We start from the raw sequence: 18732 nt of genomic DNA on the forward strand, positions 1-18732 counted from the left end.
GAACTACCCTCGGAGCCATGAGCACGCAGCACGACGTGGTCGGCGTGGCCGGCACGGCCGACCAGGTGGTGGCGGTCGCCGAGCGGGCCCGCGCCGCCAGCCACGGCCTGGCCCTGGCCACGCGGGCCGAGAAGGACGCCGCCCTCGAGGCGATGGCCGAGGCCCTGCTGGCGCACGAGCCCGACGTCCTCGCTGCCAACGGTGAGGACGTGGCGCGCGCCGAGTCGAACGGCACGCCGCCGAACATCGTCGACCGGCTCCGGCTGACCCCGGAGCGGGTCGCCGGCATGGCGCAGGGACTGCGCGACGTCGCGGGGCTGCCGGACCCCGTCGGGGAGGTCGTGCGCGGCGGCACCCTGGCCAACGGCCTCGAGCTGCGCCAGGTGCGGGTGCCCTTCGGCGTGGTCGGGATGATCTACGAGGCCCGGCCCAACGTCACCGCCGACGCCGCCGGCATCTGCCTGAAGTCCGGCAACGCCGTGCTGCTGCGCGGCAGCTCCAGCGCCCGCGCCAGCAACGCCGCGATCGTCGCGGTGCTGCGCGACGCGATCGCCGGCGCCGGCCTCGACCCCGATGTGGTGCAGTCGGTCCCGGGTGACTCCCACGACAGCGTGAAGGCGCTGATGCGCGCCCGCGGGCACGTCGACGTGCTCATCCCGCGCGGCGGGGCGGGGCTGATCCGCTCGGTCGTGGAGGAGGCATCCGTCCCGGTCATCGAGACCGGGGTCGGCAACTGCCATGTCTACGTCGACCGGGCGGCCGATCTCGACAAGGCGCTCGCGATCGTGCTGAACGCCAAGACCCACCGGACCAGCGTCTGCAACGCCGCCGAGTCGCTGCTGGTGCACGCCGACCTGGCCGACACGTTCGTCCCGCGCGTCGTCGCGGCCCTGCAGGAGGCCGGCGTGACCGTGCACGGCGACGACCGGTTCCAGGCCGAGGACGGGGTGCTGCCGGCCACCGACGAGGACTACGCGCAGGAGTACCTCTCCCTGGACATCTCCGCCGCCGTCGTACCCGACCTGGACGGCGCCATCGCCCACATCCGGCGCTGGTCGAGCCAGCACACCGACGCGATCGTGACCGAGGACCTGGCCGCGGCCCGGCGGTTCACCGCCGCGGTCGACTCCGCCGCGGTCCTGGTCAACGCCTCGACCCGGTTCACCGACGGTGGGGAGTTCGGTTTCGGTGCCGAGATCGGCATCAGCACCCAGAAGCTGCACGCCCGCGGACCGATGGGGCTGCTCGAGATGACGTCGACCAAGTACGTCGTCACCGGGGACGGTCACGTCCGTTGACGCGCCGCCGGGTAGGGTGTCGGCCATGCTGAACGCGTTCGCCATCGCCCTCGCCGCCGAGGAGCACGTCAACGAGAGTGTGCCCAACCACTGGCTGGTGGGCGGCATCGTGCTGGTCTTCCTGCTCGTGCTGCTGGCTGGCCTGCTGGCCTTCGGCGCGGGACGCGAGCACAGCTGACCACCGACGGCGGGACCGCCGCCAGGCGGGTCGGGGTCATGGGTGGCACCTTCGACCCGATCCACCACGGGCACCTCGTGGCCGCGTCCGAGGTGCAGGCCTGGTTCGACCTCGACGAGGTCCTGTTCGTGCCGACCGGCGACCCCTGGCAGAAGTCGGACCGGGACGTGTCGCCGGCGGAGCACCGCTACCTGATGACCGTGATCGCGACGGCCGCCAACCCGCGGTTCAGCGTCTCCCGCGTCGACATCGACCGGACCGGCCCGACGTACACGATCGACACGCTGCGCGACCTGCGCTCGCAGCTCCCCGACGCGGACCTCTACTTCATCACCGGGGTCGACGCGCTAGCCGAGATCTTCACCTGGCGCGACGCCGAGGAGCTGTTCGCGCTCGCACGATTCGTGGGATGCACGCGACCTGGGTACACGATGGACGACGCGGCGCTCGCCACGATCCCGTCCGACCGGGTGACGATCGTGGAGATCCCCGCGCTGGCGATCTCGTCGACCGACTGCCGCCGACGATCGCGTCGCGGCGAACCGGTGTGGTACCTCGTGCCCGACGGCGTCGTCCAGTACATCGCCAAGTACGACCTCTATCCGCGAGACACCCCCCAGGAAGACCCCGAGGACACGCAGTGACCGCCACCGACCGTGCCGTCGAGCTCGTCCACGCCGCCGCCCGGGCCGCCTCCGACAAGCTCGCCCAGCAGATCATCGCCTTCGACGTCAGCGAGCAGCTGGCGATCACCGACGCGTTCCTGATCGCCTCGGCCAGCAACGACCGGCAGGTCAAGGCCATCGTCGACGAGGTCGAGGACAAGCTGCGCGAGATCGGCGCCAAGCCGATCCGCCGCGAGGGCGAGCGCGACGGACGCTGGGTGCTCATCGACTACGGGGAGATCGTCGTGCACGTCCAGCACGAGGAGGAGCGGCAGTTCTACGCCCTCGAGCGGCTGTGGCGCGACTGCCCGGCGATCCCGCTGCCCGCGGACGTCACGGCGGCCGAGCCGGGCCGGTGAGCGCGCCGCGCCGCCTGCTCCTCCTCCGGCACGGGCAGACCGCCTGGAACGCCGTACGCCGCGTCCAGGGCCAGCTCGAGTCCGAGCTCGACGACACCGGTCACCGGCAGGCGGCCGCGCTCGCGCCGGTGCTCGCCGCGATGGGTCCGGCGGCGCTGTGGTGCTCCGACAGCGCCCGCGCCCGCCAGACGGCGGCGTACCTCGCGAAGGAGACCGGGCTGGACCCCACCTTCGACCCCCGGTTGCGCGAGTACCTCCTCGGCGAGCGCCAGGGACTGACCCACGAGGAGTACGCCGCCGCCGCGCCCGAGGAGTTCGCGGTCTTCCGGACCGGGGACTTCGACGTCGTCCCGGGCGGCGAGACGGCCGCGCAGGTGTCCGCGCGGATGACCGCCGCGCTGCACGAGCTGCTCGCCTCGATCGGCCCGGGCGAGCTCGCCGTGGCGGTCTCCCACGGCGCCGCGATCCGCGACTCCGTGCCGGTCCTGCTCGGCTGGCCGGTCACCGAGCGAGCGGCGCTGCACGGCATGGCGAACTGCGGTTGGGCACTGCTCGACCAGCCGGCCGCGGGCGAGCCGCTGCGGCTGGTGGCCTACAACCGGGTGCTGCCGTCCTCGGACCCGGCCTGACGGACCCCGATTTCGCATCGGCCGGGCCGTTGGCTAGTATTCCGCGAGTTGTCACCCCGCTGGTCGGGGGAAGCAATGGGGCTGTGGCGCAGCTGGTAGCGCATCTGCATGGCATGCAGAGGGTCAGGGGTTCGAGTCCCCTCAGCTCCACCGAGACCGAGACCGAGAACAAGACCGAGAGCCCGGCGCCGAGCGCCGGGCTTCGTCGATCTCGGCGGTCCCCGGGACGTCAGGCGGGGGGTGTCACCCGTCCCACGTGCCGCAGGACGTCCCGACGCGGCGCGGCGAGGATGCGACCCGATGGCTCGGTCGCACGGCCCGGGTGCGAGGGTGGCCCGGACGCGAACCGCACCGATCCCGAGGAGTCATCATGAGCGACCACACCGTGCGACAGGTCGTCCTGTCCACCGACGACCTGGACGAGTCGATCACGTTCTACGAGGCCCTCGGCTTCACGCTGAAGTTCCGCGACGGCACGCACTACGCGGCGCTGGACGGCGGCTCGGTCACCATCGCCCTGGCCACCGCCATCGACCACCCGCTGCCCGGCAAGGTCGTCATCGGCATCAGGACCGACGACGTCGACGGTGCGGCGGCGGCGATCGAGGCGAGCGGTGGCGCGATCGTGCGGGCGCCGTACGACGACGCCCACGAGCGGCGTGCCGTGGTCTACGACAACCAGGGCAACGGCCTGGTGTTCTACAAGGCCCACTGATCGCGGGCGGTCGCGCCTCGCCAGCCGCCGAGGTGCCGGCTCAGGCGCCCGGGTGCGCCGTCGGGTGCGCTCCCGAGCTGAGCCAGCTCTGGAAGCCCGCGATGTCTCGGGCCTCCAGCTCGTCCAGGTAGGCCTGCCGGACGTTGACGATCTCGAGCTGCTCGGCCGGGGTCCGCGCCCGCCGCAGCGCCAGGCAGCTCTCGGACCAGGCGGCCCAGAGCCGCGCGTCGTCGGCGGCGCGCAGGTCGACGGCGGGGAGTCGGTCGCGACGGTGCGCGCGGACCAGTGGCCCGACGACAGCGGGCGACGTGGCGAGCGCGAACGCGCCGACTCCCAACGCCGCGGGCCCGAGCCACCCCAGCATCGCGACCCCGGCGACCGCCGCGAGGCCGGTCCCGACGCACTGCGCCGCCGTGGAGCGGGCGATCACCGCACGGCTCCCGGCGATCAGGACCGCCGCGCAGAGGAGCGCGGCCGGCGGCGCCACGAGCAGCCCGAAGAAGACCGGCACGGACCCGACCGCCACCCAGGCCGAAGCCCAGACCCGTCGGTAGATGCCCACGCCCGTCGGTACCCACCGGCCGCTCCGACCACGCCCGGCCGGGCGGCGGCGGTGCTCAGACAGCGACGGACGGGGGCGGCCGGCGATGCCGACCGCCCCCGTCGCGGGTGGTGTGTGCCTCGGTCAGACGCTCTTGATCGCGGAGACCTCGAACTCGAGGACGATCTTCTCGCCCACGAGCACGCCGCCGGTCTCGAGCGCGGCGTTCCAGGTGATCCCGAAGTCCTTGCGGTTGATCGTGACCGAGCCCTCGAAGCCGGCGCGCAGGTTGCCGAACGGGTCGGTGGCCGCGCCCTCGAACTCGAACGGGATCGTGACCGACTGGGTGACGCCCTTGATGGTCAGGTCGCCGACCAGGTCGAAGGAGGTCGCGCCGGTGCTGCGGACGCCGGTGGAGACGAACGTGATGGTCGGGTACTCGTCCATCGCGAGGAAGTCGTTGCTGCGCAGGTGGCCGTCGCGCTGCTCGTTGCGGGTGTCGATGCTGGCGGCCTGGATGGTGACGGTGACCGTGGAGGCGGCCAGGTCGGTGCCGTCGACGACGGCGGTGCCCTCGAACTCGTTGAAGGCGCCGCGGACCTTGGTCACCATCGCGTGCCGGGCGACGAAGCCGACCCGGGTGTGCGAGGCGTCCAGCGTCCAGGTGCCGGTGAGGTCGGAGACGGTGGTGGGGGTGGCGGGGGTGGTGGTCATCTGAAGCTCCTCGTGGTGATGCGTGGCTAGTGGTTGATCGATCAACTACTTTGCCACCAACCTGGATGACGTGTCAACTATTCCCGGGTATGCTCGCCCCATGAGCCCGGATGTCGAGTGGTTGACCACCGAGCAGGAGCAGGTCTGGCGCCGGTGGCTGGCCCTGAACGCGCTGCTGCCTGCTGCGTTGCACCACGCGCTGCAGGCCGACGCCGGACTCTCGCTGCCCGACTTCGACGTCCTGGTGCACCTGACCGACAGCGCGGCGGGCCGGGTGCGGGTCACCGACCTCGCGCAGGCACTGCAGTGGGAGAAGAGCCGAGTCTCCCACCACGTCACCCGGATGGAGCGCCGGGGGCTGGTCCGTCGCGAGGAGTGCCCGGACGACGCCCGCGGTGCGTTCGTCGTCGTCACCCCGGCCGGGCGAGCGGCGATCGAGCAGGCCGCGCCGGGCCACGTGGGGGCGGTGCGCGACCTGGTCTTCGACCAGCTGACCGGCGCCGAGCTCGCGAGCCTCGACGTGATCACCCGCAAGTTGCTCGCCCGCCTGGAGCCGGCCGCCCGCACCGGCGACTGACCGTCACGACCCCGCAGGTAGCGTGGGCCGCCGGTCGACGGGAGGAGCGGGTGTGGGTGAGCCGGTCGAGATCGACACCGGGCAGGCGGACCAGCGCGCCGTCTACGACGCGCTGCGCGCCCGCTGCCCGGTCGCCCACGAGGACGGCGCCTGGGTGGTGCTGCGCCACGCTGAGGTCGTCGCCGCGGCCACCGACCCGGTCGCCTTCTCCAGCAACGTCACCGGCCGGCGCGCGATCCCGAACAGCCTGGACGGGCCGGAGCACGCGGCGTACCGAGCGGTCGTCGACCGCTACCTGACCGCCGAGCGCGTGGCCCGGCAGGAGCCGGTCTGCCGCCAGCACGCGGTCGCCATCGTCGACGCGCTGCCACGCGACGTCACCGTGAAGACCATCGGTGGGATCGGTGTGCCGTACGCCGTGCGCTCCCAGTCCTCCTGGCTGGGCTGGCCGGCCGAGCTCGAGGGGGAGCTGGTCGCCTGGATGCAGGACAACCACGCCGCCACCCGGTCCGCGGACCGCGCGCGGACCGCGGAGGTAGCCGAGCGCTTCGACCACTTCATCCGCACCCTGCTGGACGAGCGGCGGGACCGCCCGGTGGTCGACGTCACCGGCGAGCTGCTGCAGGAGACCGTCGAGGGCCGGCCACTGACCGTCGAGGAGGTCGTGTCGATCCTGCGCAACTGGACCGCCGGCGATCTCGGGTCGCTGGCCACCTCGGTCGGCGTGATCGTGCACTTCCTCGCGGCCAACCCGGCACCGCAGCGCGAGGTGCGCGCGCTGGTCGAGGCCGGGGACCGGGCCGGGGTGGAGGCGGCCGTCGAGGAGATCCTGCGCATCGACGACCCGTTCGTGGCCAACCGCAGGGTGGCGACCAGGACCCTGGGGCTCGGCGGCGAGACGATCTCCGAGGGTGATCGGCTGCTGCTCAACTGGACCGCCGCCAACCGCGATCCGCTCGTCTTCGGGGACCCCGACGAGTTCGACCCCGCCGGTCACGCCGCGGCCAACCTGGTCTTCGGGATCGGTCCGCACGTCTGCCCGGGCCGCGAGCTCACCCTGATGGAGCTGCGCGTGGTCGTCGAGGAGCTGCTGGTGCGCACCACCTGGCTCGAGCCCGCGCGCGACCGGCCGGCCGTGCGCGAGACCCCGCCGGTCGGGGGCTGGGCCCGGGTCCCCGTCGTGCTGCGCTGATCCTCGGCAGGCCCGGGCCGACTCCGGGCCGTCAGGCGTGCGTGCGGTCCTTGCCGGCGACCGACTCCGCGACGCCGATCAGGAGCACGGCCGCGACGACGGCCAGCACGAAGCCGAGCACGTTGAGCTCCCAGATGCTGCCGGTGCCGAACGCCTGGGCGATCAGGCCGCCGATCAGCGAACCGACCAGGCCCAGGCCCAGGGTCGCGAGGATGCCGAGGTTCTGCCGGCCGGGCTTGATGAGGCGGGCCAGGGCGCCGATGATGAGCCCGGCCACGAGGAAACCGATCATGCTCCTCAACGTATCCGCTGGCCCCCCGGCCGAAACCGACGCGAGCGTCCGGAGCCGGGCCGGGGCCCTTCGGCCCTTTTTTCCCAGGACCGCGATCCGCATGCTGGAGGCATGGAGCTGCCCGAACTGCGTCGTCAGGCGCGCGACATCGTCGACGACCCCACCTTGACCTTCCGCCAGCGGATGCACCGGCTCGCGACGCTCGCCGAGAACTCCCTGGAGCCGCCCGAGGTCTCCGCGGCATGCGCGGAGGCGCTCGACAAGCGGATCATCTGCGACATGTACGAGGGCAACGCGCCGCACCGGCCGCGCTACCTGCTGCCCGACTACGCGACGCTGCTGCGCCACGGCTCGGCGTTCCTCGAGCTCGGTCCGGCGACGGACCTGGACGAGGCGCTCACCACGCTGCTCATCGGCTACAGCCAGGTGCCGTCCATCACCGGCTACCCGGTGTGGCTCGGCGACCTCGACGCGCTCCTGGAGCCGTACGTCGAGGGCGTCTCCGACGAGGAGCTGCACCGCAGGCTGCGGCTGTTCTGGATCTCGCTGGACCGGATGTTCCCCGACGCGTTCACCCACGCGAACCTCGGGCCCGACGACAGCCGGGTCGGCCGGATGGCCCTGCGCCTGGAGCGCGAGCTGCTGCAGGTGGTGCCGAACCTCTCGCTCAAGGTCGACCCCGAGCGCACCCCGGACGACTACGTCCGCGACGCGGTCGAGACCGTGTTCGCCTGCGGCAAGCCGCACTTCGTCAACCACCCGATGATGGTCGGCGACCTGGGTCCGGCGTACGGCGTGGTGTCCTGCTACAACTCGCTGGTCGCCGGCGGCGGCTCGCACACCCTGACCCGGCTGAACCTGCGCGAGGTCGCGCTGCGCCACGAGGGCGAGCGCACCTCGTTCCTCGACGAGCTGCTGCCGCGCTACGTCGAGCTGACCGCGGAGCTGATGGAGGCGCGGATCCGGCACCTGGTCGAGGAGGCCCGGTTCTTCGAGCACTCCTGGCTGGTCACCGATGGTCTGCTGCACCTGGACCGCTACGCCGCGATGTTCGGCGTCTACGGCCTCGCGGAGGCGGTGTCGATCGTGCTCGAGCACGAGGGCGTCGACGCCCGCTACGGCCACGACGACGTCGCTGACGAGCTCGCGCTCCAGATCCTCACCCGCGTGCACGAGCTGGTCGCGGCCCGGCCGATGCCCTACTGCGAGGGGAACGGCGGGCGGGCGTTCCTGCACAGCCAGTCCGGCATCGACTCCGACGTCGGCGTGACCGCCGGCTGCCGGATCCCGGTCGGCGACGAGCCGGACCTGCTGCGGCACCTGCGCACGATCACCCCGAACCACGCGCTGTTCCCGGCGGGCATCAGCGACGTGCTCGCCTTCGACGACACCGCGCGCCGCAACCCGGACGCCGTGGTCGACGTGATCCGCGGCGCCTTCCGGACCGGGATGCGGGACGTGACGTTCAACCTGGACAGCAACGACTTCATCCGGATCACCGGCTACCTGGTGCGCAAGTCCGACCTGGCCAGGATCGAGCAGGGCGCGCGGCACGACAGCACGTTCCTCGGTGCGGGGTCGGTCGCCCAGTCGCACGTCGACCGGAGAGCGCCGAAGCGGATCGTCGCCCATGAGATCGACGCCGGTCCGGCTCGCTGACGTCATCCCGTTCTCCTGGGTGGACGGCCCGGGGAACCGGTTCGTCGTCTTCGTCCAGGGCTGCTCGTTCGACTGCCTGGCCTGCCACAACCCCGAGACGATCGCACCGTCCGGGCCGGCCGCCCGGGTCAGCTCGACGGGGGAGCTGCTCGAGCAGATCCGGGTGGCCGAGCCCTACCTGTCCGGGGTCACGGTCTCGGGCGGCGAGGCGACCGGGCAGTGGCGGTTCGTGCGCGACCTGTTCGCCGAGGTGCGCGCGGACCCGCAGCTGGCCCGCCTGACGACGTACGTCGACTCGAACGGGCACGCGCTCCCGCGGGTCTGGGACGCGCTGCTGCCGGTGACCGACGGGTTCATGATCGACCTCAAGGCGCTCGACCCCGAGGTGCACCGCCGGCTCACCGGGCGGGGCAACGAGCTGGTGCTCGACTCGATCCGCTACCTGCACGGTCAGGGTCGGCTGCACGAGGTGCGGCTGCTCCTGGTTCCGGGGTACAACGACAGCCCGGACCAGCTCGCCCGGACGGCCGCGTGGCTCGCCGCCCTCGACCCGCGCCTGCGGGTGGTGGTCATCGGCTTCCGCCGGCACGGCGTGCGCCCGGAGCACCAGCACCTCCCCGAGGCCACGCCGGAGCTGATCGAGGACGCCCGGCGAGCGCTCGCCGCGGCCGGCCTCGGTGCGGTCGTCACCGTCTGACGGGCCGGCGCGAGGTCCGCTCTCAGCCGAAGGCGTGGTCGGGGGCCTCGCTCGGCAGCTCGCTCAGGCGGACGGTCGACTCCGGCCAGGCGATCTCGGCCGCCTCGGCGCCGACGATCACGGTGTGCCGATGCAGGCGGCGTACGACGGTCCGCACCAGCCACGGGCCCTGGTCGCCGCGCCGGTCGTAGCCCAGCAGCGACCCCGGACGGCCGTGCCCGACCATCAGCGAGCAGAGCACCAGCGAGCCGTCGTCACCGGGCTCGAACCGGGCGTCCATGACCCGACCGACCCGCTCGCCGTCGGGGCCGCGGACCGCCATCCCGGTCAGCCGCCCCAGGCGGTGGCCCTCGTGGTCGCGGCGCAGCACCCCGTCGCGTCGCACCGAGAGGTGCAGCGCGCTGTCGAGGCGGTCCACGTCCTCCATGTCGATGCGCCACGGGCGGGTTCGGTGCGGCTCGGCGGGCTTGAGCTGGGCCCACTTCTCCACGAGCGCGCTGCCGGTCCGTCCGCCGATCCGGGCGAGGAGCGCAGCGGGCCCGGTCAGCACCGCGGTGATCGCCAGGTGCGTGCCGACCTGGGTGAGCTCGACGTCGTCGACCTTGCCGAGCAGGGCGCCCTCGGAGTCGACGAGCTGACGGTCGAGCAGGTGCAGGGCACCGTCGATCCGTCCCTCGAGCCGGTTCTCCCGGCGCTCGTCGCCGCTCACTGGCCCATCCTCGTCCAGATCATCAGCGGCAGCGCCGCCACCGAGGCCACCCCGATCACCACCAGGTAGATGCTGCCGAGACCGTTGGCCAGGCGTCCGTTGACGTGCTCGCCCATGTAGTCGGGGTCGTTGGCCACGACGAGGATCGGGAAGTAGGTCAGCGGCAGCGCGACCGCCGAGAACACCACGGACACCTCCGTGACCAGGATCGGGTCGACGGCGGTCATCAGGAATGCCGTGGCGGCGAGCGTGGCCAGCACCACCACCGCGTGGAAGGAGACCGCCTGGCTCGGGCGGACGTACTTGCCCCACTGGGTGCCGAAGTACTGCCCGATGCTGTAGCCCACGCTGAGGCCCGTCTCGCAGGCCGCACCGAACGTCGCCGCGACGAAGCCGAGGATCGCGAAGGCGAGCCCGACCTTGCCCAGGGCGGCGGCGACCGGGAGCCCGACCTGGCCGAGGCTGTCCACACTGATCTCCGACGGGCCGAGCACCAGCCAGGCGCTCCCTGCGATCGCCAGCGAGAGCAGGCCACCGAGCGGGAACCCGACGAAGACGTTGGCTCGCATGGTCGGGATGTCCTCCGGGGTCCAGCGCTCCTCGACGCCGCCGGAGGAGAAGAAGAAGACCTCGTACGGCGTCATCGCGGCGCCGAACAGCGCGACGGAGTAGTAGGCGAAGGTGCGCCAGTGCTCGTCGGACGGCTTCTCGGCGGCCGCGGCCTGCTGGGCGAGCGCGGCCCAGTCCGGGCCGAGCTGCCACAGTCCGACCGCGAACACGATCAGCGCGAGCCCGAGCAGGCCCAGCACGTTCTCGATCGCGCTGAACTTCGCCTTCCACAGCACGAACCAGACCAGCAGCCCGATCAGCGGCACGATCAGCAGCAGGTGCACGGAGGCGACCAGCTGGAGCGCGAGGGCGACGCCGCCGATCTCGGCGACGAACGTGAGGAACGTGATCAGCAGCGAGGCGAGCAGGTTCAGCAGCCCGAGCCGCGGCCCCAGCCGCTCGCGCACCAGGTCGAAGGTGGCCCGCCCGCTGACCGCGGCGACGCGGCCGGACATCTCGGCGAAGACGCAGATGCCGAGGACGCCGACGACGACCACCCAGGCCAGGGAGAGACCGAAGCGCGCGCCGACCTGGGCGTTCGTGACGAGGTCCCCGATGTCGACGAAGCCGCCGATCGCGGTGAGGATGCCGAGGGCGACCGCGAGGTACTTCTTCACCGCAGGCCGTCCGCGGCGTCGGTCAGGTCACGGTCCAGTCCCTCGAGCTGGTCGAGCAGCCTCGGGTACCGGTCGCTGTCGCGGCGCACGATCGCGATCCGGACCTCGCTGAGCAGGTCGGAGGCGTCGGACATCAAGCTGGTGACGCGCTTGTACGTCGCGTCGTCGCGGGGCTCGGGCTGCTCCCCGCCGAACTTGGCCATGGTCGCGCCCACCGCGGACTCGCTGTCCTGCGCGACGACCTGCTGGTACTTGCCCGGCACCTTGTTCTCGCGCTCGAGCCGCAGCAGCAGGGCGACGGTGGCCACCTGGCTGGCCGTGTCCTCCAGGGCCTGGCGGGCCTGGTCGGTCCACGAGGTGTGGTCGGGCGACTGGGGTGCGCAGCCGCCGCCCAGGAGCACCACCAGCGCGGTGCCCAGGGCCGCGAGCGCACGCGCGGTCGATCTCACGCCGGCTCCGTACCCAGAGGGTCGGAGGGTCAATCGGTCGCCGATCGACGCACGAGGCTGCGCAGCAGCCCGCGGGTGCGCCGGCCCTCGGGGATCGCCCGGGTCATCCAGACGTGGAACATCGACGGCACCTCGATCACGTCCAGGGCGGCGCCGGCACCCTCGGCGCGCGCTGCGAGCGCGTCGACGGCCGGCCGCAGGATGTCCCGGTCGCCGATGAGCACGTGCAGGGGTGGGAGGCCGGAGAGGTCGCCGTGGACCGGGCTCACGGTCGGGTCGGCGGGGCCGCGCTCCGCGGCCCACCACCGTCCGGCCGCGCGCAGCCCGGACTCTGCGAGCATCGGGTCGCTGGCCTCGAGGTCGGCGACCTCGTGCTCGTCGAGGGTGGCATCGGCCCAGGGGCACAGCGCCACCACCGCGGCCGGCTGCGGGCCGCCAGCGTCGCGGAGCTGCTGCGCGAGCACGATGACGAGCGCGCCGCCCGCGGAGTCACCCATCAGCACCGTCGGGAGGTCGTCCGCACCGGTGCTCGCCGCCGCGAGCCGGGTGAGCTGGGGGAGCACCTGCGCGACGGTCGCGTCCGGCGCGAGGGGGTACGCCGGCACCGCCACCTCGGCCGGGGTGCGAGCCAGTGCGCGCACGAGCCGCCAGTAGTCGGCGGTCAGGGGGTGCACGTAGCCGCCGCCGTGGATGTAGAGCACCCGGGCGACCGGTCGCGGGCGCCGGGGCCTCGCGGTCCACACTCGCAGGTCGCCGACGGTGGTCGTCGCGACCCGGCAGGCCAGGCGGGTCAGCAGGGTGGGTGGCCGGTCGCCCTTGCGCTGCCGGTCCAGGGCGGTCCGGCGGGTGCGCTCGGCTCCCTCGAACGCCTGCTTGTCTCGCGCCAGGCGCATGAGGACGACGTACCCGCGAGCCCGCAGGCTCGCCGGTCGGTCGTCGACGTGCCAGGTGACCATGCCGCCCATCCTGACGGACCGGCGGTGAGCCGGGCCGGCTCCTGGGGCGACGCACCGAGGGCCGAGGAGCCTCGTGCGGGAGGATCCAGGGGTGAGCTCGATCGACGACTTCTCGAGCCTGGTCGCGCAGCTGCCGGGCGTGACGCGCACCGACCGGGCCCGGTGGTCGCAGTTCGACGTCCTCGGCCAGCGCTTCGCCTATCTGTGGGAGCGCACCGTGACCGTCGGGCTGAAGCAGACCATCGCCGAGCAGCTCGGGCTGGTGGGGGAGCGACCGGACGTGTTCGAGGTGCAGTTCACGGCGCACGGCTTCGGCTGGGTCGTCGTGCACCTGGAGAAGGTCGAGCGCGACGAGCTCGCCGAGCTGGTCTTCGAGGCGTGGCGGCTCTCGGCGCCCGCCGAGCTGGTGGCCGAGCGCGCGGACCGGCTCCCGGTGTGACCGCGCGGTAGCATCGCCCGGACCAACCTGTCGACGGTCCTCGCCACGGTCGCCCGCGCGGTACCCGACCAGGAGGTGCTGGTCTGGCGCGACCGGAGGCTGACCTACGCGGGGCTGGACGCCCGGGTCGACGGTCTCGCGCACGCGTGGGTCGAGCACGGCCTGGGCTGCCACGCGGAGCGCGACCGGCTGGCGGTGGTCCGGGTCGACGTCGTCGAGCGCTCCCCGTCGGGCAAGGCCGGCTACCGCTGGGCCCGGACCCGGGCGACCTCCGTGGGCGCCGCCCGAGCATGAAGGCCGGGTGACCGGGCACCGACGCGCATGGCCTCCTTCGACACCGTGGTCCTCGACATCGACGGCACGCTGCTCGACTCCAACTACCACCACGCCCTGGCCTGGTCGCGCGCCTTCGACAGGGTCCTGGACCGGCACGTCCCGGTCTCCGCGATCCATCGCCACATCGGGATGGGCGGGGACCGCCTGGTCGCGGCCGTCGCCGGCGACGACGTCGAGGACCGGCACGGCGACGAGGTGCGCGAGCGCTGGGAGAAGGAGTACGACGAGGTCATCGACCGGACCCGGCTCTTCGAGTCGGCGCGCGACCTGCTCATCGCGATCGGCGAGGCGGGCGCGAAGGTCGTGCTGGCCAGCTCGAGCATCCCGAAGCACGCCCAGCGCCCCCTGGAGCTGCTGCGCGCGGGCGAGCACTCCGACGCGTGGACCACCAGCGAGGACGCCGAGGAGTCCAAGCCCGACCCCGAGCTGCTCGAGGCCGCCCTCGAGAAGGTCGCCGGCGGCCGCGCGGTGATGATCGGCGACTCGGTGTGGGACGTGGCGGCCGCCGACGCGCAGGGGATCCCGACCATCGGGCTGCTCTGTGGCGGCTACGGGCGCCAGGAGCTCCTGCACGCCGGCGCCGTCGCCGTGTACGACGACCCGGCCGACCTGCTCGCCCACCTGGACGCGGCGTTCGCCACGGCCGCGACGGGCACGCCGGGCACGCCGGGCTAGTGCCGGCGGGCCCCCGTCCCGCCGGCACTCGTCACCTGGTCGCCGCCTGGTGCCGGCCGGTCGCTGGCTAGTCGCTCGCCGCGATCGTCCAGTAGCTGTCGGCCGGGGCACCCGCGCTGTCGAAGCAGCGCACGTTCACGCTGCTGGACCCCCAGGAGCCGACCGTGCACCAGGTCGGGGTGCCGCCGTACCCCGAGACGACCACGTTGCCGCCGTTGAGGTTCAGGCCGGCGAAGGTGATGGTGTAGCTGCCGGTGCCGTTGTGCACCACGTCGACCGAGCCGCCGGAGCGGTTGTAGGTGTAGCCGTTGCTGGTCAGGTCCGCGTTCGCGCTCGGGGAGCTGTTCCACGCGTAGGCGCGCACGACGCCCAGGTCTCCGGTGCCGAACACGCTCGCCCGGTCGACCGCGCCGGCAGCCAGGTCGGTGCCGGTGACGCCGCCGTTCTTGAGGTCGACGCTCTTCACCGAGTTGTTGACGATCTGACGCGACCCGACGGAGTTGGCAGGCACCATGCTCGCCGCGACCGCGGCGCCGCCGCCGCCGATCGCGATGACCAGGGCCATGGTGCTGGCGACGTTCGCGTAGGTCATCCGTGCCTTGAGCCTGCTGAACATGAGCTGGTCCACCGTTCTGGAGGGGATGGGTGCTCGTCAGCAAAGAGCAGATCCCCAGCGCCCACCTGACGCGGACGGGCGTCCGCGACCGGCCCGGTGTGGCTATTGCGACCGGCCGACCTCCTCGAGCTCGCTCCAGTCGACGGTCGCGGTGCGTCGCTTGTACTCGGTGACCAGGCCGGGCCAGTTGGTGGTGATCCGGCTGCCGTCGACGTACCAGCTGTCGCAGCCCGCCCACACGCTCTCGCCCAGTCGCCCCTGCATCTCGCGGTCGTAGGCCTCCCAGACCTCACGGCGCACGGCGACCCGGTGCGCGGCGCCGTCGGCGATCCGCCGGGCGACCTGGGCGATCCAGCCGGCCTGGGCCTCCATCATCCCGATGATCGAGCTGCCGCCGAGGTTGGTGTTGGGCCCGTAGACGCAGAACAGGTTGGGGAAGCCGGGCACGCTCAGCCCGAGGTGGGCGCGGGCGCCGTCGGCCCACACCTCCTTCAGGGATACGCCGCCGGCGCCGCGCACGTCGATGCCGGCCAGGAACTCGGTCGCGGCGAAGCCGGTGCCCCAGATCAGCACGTCGGCCTCGTGCAGCGCGCCGTCGGCGGTCCGTACGCCGGCCGGCTCGATGTGGGTGATCCGGTCGGTGACCACGTCGACGTGGTCGCGGTCCAGCGCGGGGTACCAGTCGTTGGAGAACAGCAGGCGCTTGCAGCCGATCGGGTAGTCGGGCAGCAGCCTGCGGCGCAGCGCGGGATCGCGCACCTGGCGGCGCAGCTGGAGCCGCCACGCGGCTCGCAGCGCGCCGATCATCGGCCGGGTGATCGGCGACTCGCCCGCCAGCGCTCCGTTGAGCCGCTCGGTGAGCCAGTAGACCGCCCGCCGCTCCGCGGCCGGGATCGCCGGCCACCGGTGGAACAGCCGGTGGTGGCGCGGTCGGTAGGCCTGGTCCGGCTTGGGGACGACGTACGGCGCGGACCGCTGGAAGACCGCGAGCGCGCCGACCCGGTCCACGATCCCGGGGACGAACTGGATCGCGCTCGCGCCGGTGCCGACGACGGCGACCCGCTTGCCGGTCAGGTCGACCTCGTGGCGCCACTGCGCCGAGTGGAAGGCGGGGCCGGCGAACGTCGAGGCGCCCGGGATGGTCGGCACGATCGGGTTCGAGAGCTGCCCGACGGCGGAGATCACCAGGTCGGCCGTCACCGTGCCCGTGCTGGTGATGACCCGCCAGGTCGACGTGGCGTCGTCGTACTCCACTGCGGTGACCTCGACCCCGGTGCGGACCAGGTCGAGCAGCCCGTCCGCCGCGGCGGTGCGCCGGATGTAGTCGAGGATCTCCGGCTGCGGGGAGTAGCGCCGGCCCCACTCCGGGTTGGTCGCCCACGACCAGGAGTAGAGCGGCGACGGGACGTCGCACGCGGCGCCCGGGTAGGTGTTGTCCCGCCAGACCCCGCCGATCTCCTCGGCCCTCTCGAGGATCGTCACGTCCGTGACGCCCGCCTGCCTGAGGGCGTGGGCCATGCCCAGCCCGCCGAACCCGGCGCCGATGACGACCACGTGCATGGTGCCGACCGTAGCGGTCCGGGTCGTCGGCCGTCGTTCACGTCCGGGTCACGTTCCTTCCGCCGAGACGGCACCTGCGGTCCCTAGGTTCCGGTCCATGACGACTGCCCCCGCACCCCACGACCGCCCGCTGCTGCCCGTGCACCCGGTCGGCTCCGGCAACCGGCACGGCTCCCGGAGCCACCTGACCTGCTACTTCCGCTGCGGCAACGCCTGCGACCGGCCCGAGCCCAACCGCAGCGACAACGGGCACATCCAGGACGAGATCGCGAAGGCCGTCCAGCGCCGCTCCGTGCTCAAGGGCGCCGCCGTCGGATCGGGCGCGCTGGTGCTCGGCGGGATGGTCGGCTCGCAGGCTCCGGCCGCGGCTTCGGTGCCGCCCGGTACCCCAGCAACCGGTGAGCGGGCTGCGGCCGGCGACCTCGCCCGGACGGCGTTCCGGCCGGTGGCGCCCAACAAGCGGGACGCGGTGACCACGGCGGAGGGCTTCGACCACGACGTCGTGATCCGCTGGGGCGACCCGGTGGTCCCGGGAGCGCCGGGGTTCGACGTCCGCCACCAGACGCCGGAGGCCGCGAGGCAGCAGTTCGGCTACAACTGTGACTACGTCGGCGTGCTGCCGCTGGCCCGGGACAAGAAGCGGGCGCTGCTCGTGGTCAACCACGAGTACACCGACGAGGACCTGATGTTCCCGACCGGTGCGTACTCGGCCGAGGACATCGCGAGGATCGCGATGGCCAACCACGGCATGTCGGTGGTCACGATCAAGCGCGGGCTGGTGCCCGGGTCGTGGCTCCGCGAGCGGACGGCCGCCAAGGCGCGCCGCAACCGGCGCATCCACACCGAGACCGCCTTCACGATCGTCGGCCCGGCGGCCGGCGACGAGCGGCTCCGGACGACGGCCGACCCGACCGGCAAGCGCGTCCTGGGCACCCTCAACAACTGCGCCGGCGGAACGACGCCGTGGGGAACCGTCCTCTCCGGCGAGGAGAACTTCAACCAGTACTTCGACAAGTCCGGGGAGCTCGACCCCCGCTACGCGGCTGAGTACGCCCGATACGGCATCACCGGTACCGGGAGCAGGGGCTGGTCGGCCGTCGACCCGCGCTTCGACCTGACGACCGAGCCGCACGAGCCGCACCGCTTCGGGTGGATCGTCGAGATCGATCCGGACGACCCGACGTCGACGCCTCGCAAGCTGACGATGCTCGGCCGGTTCAAGCACGAGGGCGCCAACATCGCCATCGCCAGGAACGGTCGCGTCGTCGCCTACATGGGTGACGACGAGCGGGGCGACTACATGTACAAGTACGTGTCGGCCGGGAAGCTCGACAGGAGCGGTACGGCGAAGGCCCGACGGCACAACATGACGCTGTTGTCGAAGGGCACGCTCCACGTCGCCGCCTTCGCCGGCGACGGTACGGACGACGGCGTCTTCGACGGCACCGGGCGGTGGATCCCGCTCTGCTCCGACACAGAGTCGTTCGTCGACGGCATGTCGGTCGCCGACGTCTTGATCTTCACCCGCCTGGCCGCCGACAGGGTCGCGGCCACGAGGATGGACCGTCCCGAGGACGTCGAGCCGAACCCCGTCAACGGCAAGGTGTACGCCGCGCTGACCAACAACTCCAACCGCGGCAAGGCCGGCATGGAGGCCGACGAGGCCAACCCGATCACCTCCTCGATGGTCCGGTCGGCGCTGGGGGAGCCGCTCACCTCGGCCTCGGGCAACCGCAACGGCTACGTGCTGGAGCTGACCCCGGCCGCCACCGACCACGCTGCCACCACGTTCACCTGGGACCTGATGCTGGTCTGTGGCGACCCGGCCGCCGCAGAGACCTACTTCGGCGGCTACGACAAGGCCGGCGTGAGCCCGATCAGCTGCCCGGACAACGTCGCGTTCGACACGACCGGCAACCTCTGGATCTCCACCGACGGGAACGCGCTCGGCTCCAACGACGGCATCTTCCGGGTGCCGACCAAGGGCCCCGAGCGCGGCCGGGTCCAGCAGTTCGTCACGATGCCGCGCGGTGCCGAGGCCTGCGGCCCGCTGATCGCCGACCAGAACCGGTCGCTGTTCTTCGCGGTCCAGCACCCCGGCGAGGTCGACGGGGCGACGTTCGAGGACCAGGCGAGCACCTGGCCGCACACCGACGACTTCCCGCGCCCCTCGGTCTGCGTCGCGTTCCGCCAGGCCTGACCGCGTCTGGCGTGTCGGCTTCGCCGCCACGCCGGCCGCGGATCGCTCTT

Annotated in this window: 23 protein-coding genes and 1 tRNA gene; 15 read left to right on the forward strand and 9 right to left on the reverse strand. The window is 72.7% G+C overall.

The features are described from left to right. Positions 1–17: 17 nt before the first annotated feature. The 7 genes from QMC84_RS07855 (at position 18) to QMC84_RS07885 (ending at position 3844) form a co-directional block, all read left to right on the forward strand. Positions 18–1298 carry a glutamate-5-semialdehyde dehydrogenase gene (locus QMC84_RS07855; protein WP_300373571.1) on the forward strand — a complete coding sequence of 427 codons (1281 nt, stop codon included), beginning with the start codon at positions 18–20 and terminating at the stop codon, positions 1296–1298. Between the two features lie 25 nt (positions 1299–1323). Further along, positions 1324–1476 (forward strand): hypothetical protein, encoded by a 153-nt coding sequence (locus tag QMC84_RS07860; RefSeq protein ID WP_300373573.1) that lies wholly within the window; start codon positions 1324–1326, stop codon positions 1474–1476. Beyond that, a complete protein-coding gene (nadD, locus tag QMC84_RS07865; protein ID WP_300373814.1) occupies positions 1473–2120 on the forward strand; it encodes a nicotinate-nucleotide adenylyltransferase in 648 nt (215 codons plus the stop codon). Before QMC84_RS07860 ends, nadD begins: the two co-directional genes overlap by 4 nt. After that, positions 2117–2500, forward strand: a complete 384-nt coding sequence (gene rsfS, locus QMC84_RS07870) for a ribosome silencing factor (protein ID WP_300373575.1) — start codon at positions 2117–2119, stop codon at positions 2498–2500. The genes nadD and rsfS overlap by 4 nt, the downstream gene beginning before the upstream one ends. After that, entirely contained in the window at positions 2497–3129 is a 633-nt protein-coding gene (locus tag QMC84_RS07875; protein ID WP_300373577.1) for a histidine phosphatase family protein, read from the forward strand. Before rsfS ends, QMC84_RS07875 begins: the two co-directional genes overlap by 4 nt. Before the next feature lie 77 nt (positions 3130–3206). After that, positions 3207–3279: transfer RNA gene (locus QMC84_RS07880), tRNA-Ala, on the forward strand. Between the two features lie 220 nt (positions 3280–3499). After that, positions 3500–3844: a VOC family protein gene (locus QMC84_RS07885; RefSeq protein WP_300373579.1), complete on the forward strand. Its 345-nt coding sequence runs from the start codon at positions 3500–3502 to the stop codon at positions 3842–3844. A 40-nt stretch (positions 3845–3884) separates the two neighbouring features. Here QMC84_RS07885 and QMC84_RS07890 read toward each other — a convergent pair whose 3' ends face one another. Both QMC84_RS07890 and QMC84_RS07895 read right to left on the reverse strand, forming a co-directional pair. Further along, positions 3885–4406 carry a hypothetical protein gene (locus QMC84_RS07890; RefSeq protein ID WP_300373581.1) on the reverse strand — a complete coding sequence of 174 codons (522 nt, stop codon included), beginning with the start codon at positions 4404–4406 and terminating at the stop codon, positions 3885–3887. A gap of 123 nt (positions 4407–4529) precedes the next feature. Continuing rightward, the gene (locus QMC84_RS07895; RefSeq protein WP_300373583.1) at positions 4530–5099 is read right to left on the reverse strand and encodes a YceI family protein; all 570 of its coding nucleotides are present in this window, start codon (positions 5097–5099) and stop codon (positions 4530–4532) included. A 100-nt stretch (positions 5100–5199) separates the two neighbouring features. Between QMC84_RS07895 and QMC84_RS07900 the strand changes: the two genes are divergently transcribed. Beyond that, a complete protein-coding gene (locus QMC84_RS07900) occupies positions 5200–5676 on the forward strand; it encodes a MarR family winged helix-turn-helix transcriptional regulator (protein WP_300373585.1) in 477 nt (158 codons plus the stop codon). A gap of 52 nt (positions 5677–5728) precedes the next feature. Further along, positions 5729–6868 (forward strand): cytochrome P450, encoded by a 1140-nt coding sequence (locus QMC84_RS07905; RefSeq protein WP_300373587.1) that lies wholly within the window; start codon positions 5729–5731, stop codon positions 6866–6868. Between the two features lie 31 nt (positions 6869–6899). Here the strand turns inward: QMC84_RS07905 and QMC84_RS07910 are convergent, their stop codons facing one another. Continuing rightward, positions 6900–7160, reverse strand: coding sequence for a hypothetical protein (locus tag QMC84_RS07910; protein ID WP_300373589.1), 261 nt, complete (start codon positions 7158–7160; stop codon positions 6900–6902). Between the two features lie 111 nt (positions 7161–7271). On the opposite strand from QMC84_RS07910, the gene QMC84_RS07915 reads away from it, so the two are divergent. After that, the gene (locus QMC84_RS07915) at positions 7272–8819 is read left to right on the forward strand and encodes a YjjI family glycine radical enzyme (protein ID WP_300373591.1); all 1548 of its coding nucleotides are present in this window, start codon (positions 7272–7274) and stop codon (positions 8817–8819) included. Then, the gene (locus QMC84_RS07920; RefSeq protein WP_300373593.1) at positions 8791–9516 is read left to right on the forward strand and encodes a radical SAM protein; all 726 of its coding nucleotides are present in this window, start codon (positions 8791–8793) and stop codon (positions 9514–9516) included. Before QMC84_RS07915 ends, QMC84_RS07920 begins: the two co-directional genes overlap by 29 nt. Before the next feature lie 22 nt (positions 9517–9538). On the opposite strand, the gene QMC84_RS07925 is transcribed toward QMC84_RS07920, so the two are convergent. From QMC84_RS07925 to QMC84_RS07940, 4 genes are read right to left on the reverse strand one after another with little or no spacing between them, the layout of a single operon-like run. Beyond that, the gene (locus QMC84_RS07925) at positions 9539–10225 is read right to left on the reverse strand and encodes a hypothetical protein (RefSeq protein WP_300373595.1); all 687 of its coding nucleotides are present in this window, start codon (positions 10223–10225) and stop codon (positions 9539–9541) included. Next, positions 10222–11451, reverse strand: a complete 1230-nt coding sequence (locus QMC84_RS07930; RefSeq protein WP_300373597.1) for a divalent metal cation transporter — start codon at positions 11449–11451, stop codon at positions 10222–10224. The genes QMC84_RS07925 and QMC84_RS07930 overlap by 4 nt, the downstream gene beginning before the upstream one ends. Then, on the reverse strand, positions 11448–11900 hold the full coding sequence (locus QMC84_RS07935) for a hypothetical protein (protein WP_300373599.1): 453 nt from the start codon (positions 11898–11900) through the stop codon (positions 11448–11450). The genes QMC84_RS07930 and QMC84_RS07935 overlap by 4 nt, the downstream gene beginning before the upstream one ends. A 29-nt stretch (positions 11901–11929) precedes the next feature. After that, complete coding sequence (locus QMC84_RS07940; RefSeq protein WP_300373601.1) at positions 11930–12856, reverse strand: alpha/beta hydrolase fold domain-containing protein; 927 nt, start codon at positions 12854–12856, stop codon at positions 11930–11932. A gap of 91 nt (positions 12857–12947) precedes the next feature. Between QMC84_RS07940 and QMC84_RS07945 the strand changes: the two genes are divergently transcribed. The 3 genes from QMC84_RS07945 to QMC84_RS07955 all read left to right on the forward strand — a co-directional run bounded on the left by QMC84_RS07945 (position 12948) and on the right by QMC84_RS07955 (position 14306). After that, entirely contained in the window at positions 12948–13295 is a 348-nt protein-coding gene (locus tag QMC84_RS07945) for an MmcQ/YjbR family DNA-binding protein (protein ID WP_300373603.1), read from the forward strand. A gap of 75 nt (positions 13296–13370) precedes the next feature. Next, entirely contained in the window at positions 13371–13589 is a 219-nt protein-coding gene (locus QMC84_RS07950) for a hypothetical protein (RefSeq protein ID WP_300373605.1), read from the forward strand. A gap of 27 nt (positions 13590–13616) precedes the next feature. Continuing rightward, positions 13617–14306: an HAD family hydrolase gene (locus QMC84_RS07955; RefSeq protein WP_300373607.1), complete on the forward strand. Its 690-nt coding sequence runs from the start codon at positions 13617–13619 to the stop codon at positions 14304–14306. Positions 14307–14373: 67 nt separating this feature from the next. Here the strand turns inward: QMC84_RS07955 and QMC84_RS07960 are convergent, their stop codons facing one another. Both QMC84_RS07960 and QMC84_RS07965 read right to left on the reverse strand, forming a co-directional pair. After that, entirely contained in the window at positions 14374–14934 is a 561-nt protein-coding gene (locus tag QMC84_RS07960) for a hypothetical protein (RefSeq protein WP_300373609.1), read from the reverse strand. Positions 14935–15024: 90 nt separating this feature from the next. Then, positions 15025–16482 carry an NAD(P)/FAD-dependent oxidoreductase gene (locus QMC84_RS07965; RefSeq protein ID WP_300373611.1) on the reverse strand — a complete coding sequence of 486 codons (1458 nt, stop codon included), beginning with the start codon at positions 16480–16482 and terminating at the stop codon, positions 15025–15027. Between the two features lie 97 nt (positions 16483–16579). Between QMC84_RS07965 and QMC84_RS07970 the strand changes: the two genes are divergently transcribed. Beyond that, positions 16580–18682, forward strand: a complete 2103-nt coding sequence (locus tag QMC84_RS07970) for a PhoX family phosphatase (protein WP_300373613.1) — start codon at positions 16580–16582, stop codon at positions 18680–18682. The last annotated feature ends 50 nt before the right edge of the window (positions 18683–18732 follow it).

This window comes from Nocardioides sp. (genome assembly GCF_030019515.1).
Lineage (GTDB): Bacteria > Actinomycetota > Actinomycetes > Propionibacteriales > Nocardioidaceae > Nocardioides.

Excerpts from the sequence above, each read along its gene's own strand:
- QMC84_RS07855 (WP_300373571.1), top strand. The coding sequence starts at position 18 with ATGAGCACGCAGCACGACGTGGTCGGCGTGGCCGGCACGGCCGACCAG.
- QMC84_RS07860 (WP_300373573.1), top strand. The coding sequence starts at position 1,324 with ATGCTGAACGCGTTCGCCATCGCCCTCGCCGCCGAGGAGCACGTCAAC.
- QMC84_RS07885 (WP_300373579.1), top strand. The coding sequence starts at position 3,500 with ATGAGCGACCACACCGTGCGACAGGTCGTCCTGTCCACCGACGACCTG.
- QMC84_RS07895 (WP_300373583.1), bottom strand. The coding sequence starts at position 5,099 with ATGACCACCACCCCCGCCACCCCCACCACCGTCTCCGACCTCACCGGC.
- QMC84_RS07900 (WP_300373585.1), top strand. The coding sequence starts at position 5,200 with ATGAGCCCGGATGTCGAGTGGTTGACCACCGAGCAGGAGCAGGTCTGG.
- QMC84_RS07910 (WP_300373589.1), bottom strand. The coding sequence starts at position 7,160 with ATGATCGGTTTCCTCGTGGCCGGGCTCATCATCGGCGCCCTGGCCCGC.
- QMC84_RS07915 (WP_300373591.1), top strand. The coding sequence starts at position 7,272 with ATGGAGCTGCCCGAACTGCGTCGTCAGGCGCGCGACATCGTCGACGAC.
- QMC84_RS07920 (WP_300373593.1), top strand. The coding sequence starts at position 8,791 with ATGAGATCGACGCCGGTCCGGCTCGCTGACGTCATCCCGTTCTCCTGG.
- QMC84_RS07940 (WP_300373601.1), bottom strand. The coding sequence starts at position 12,856 with ATGGTCACCTGGCACGTCGACGACCGACCGGCGAGCCTGCGGGCTCGC.
- QMC84_RS07955 (WP_300373607.1), top strand. The coding sequence starts at position 13,617 with ATGGCCTCCTTCGACACCGTGGTCCTCGACATCGACGGCACGCTGCTC.
- QMC84_RS07965 (WP_300373611.1), bottom strand. The coding sequence starts at position 16,482 with ATGCACGTGGTCGTCATCGGCGCCGGGTTCGGCGGGCTGGGCATGGCC.
- QMC84_RS07970 (WP_300373613.1), top strand. The coding sequence starts at position 16,580 with ATGACGACTGCCCCCGCACCCCACGACCGCCCGCTGCTGCCCGTGCAC.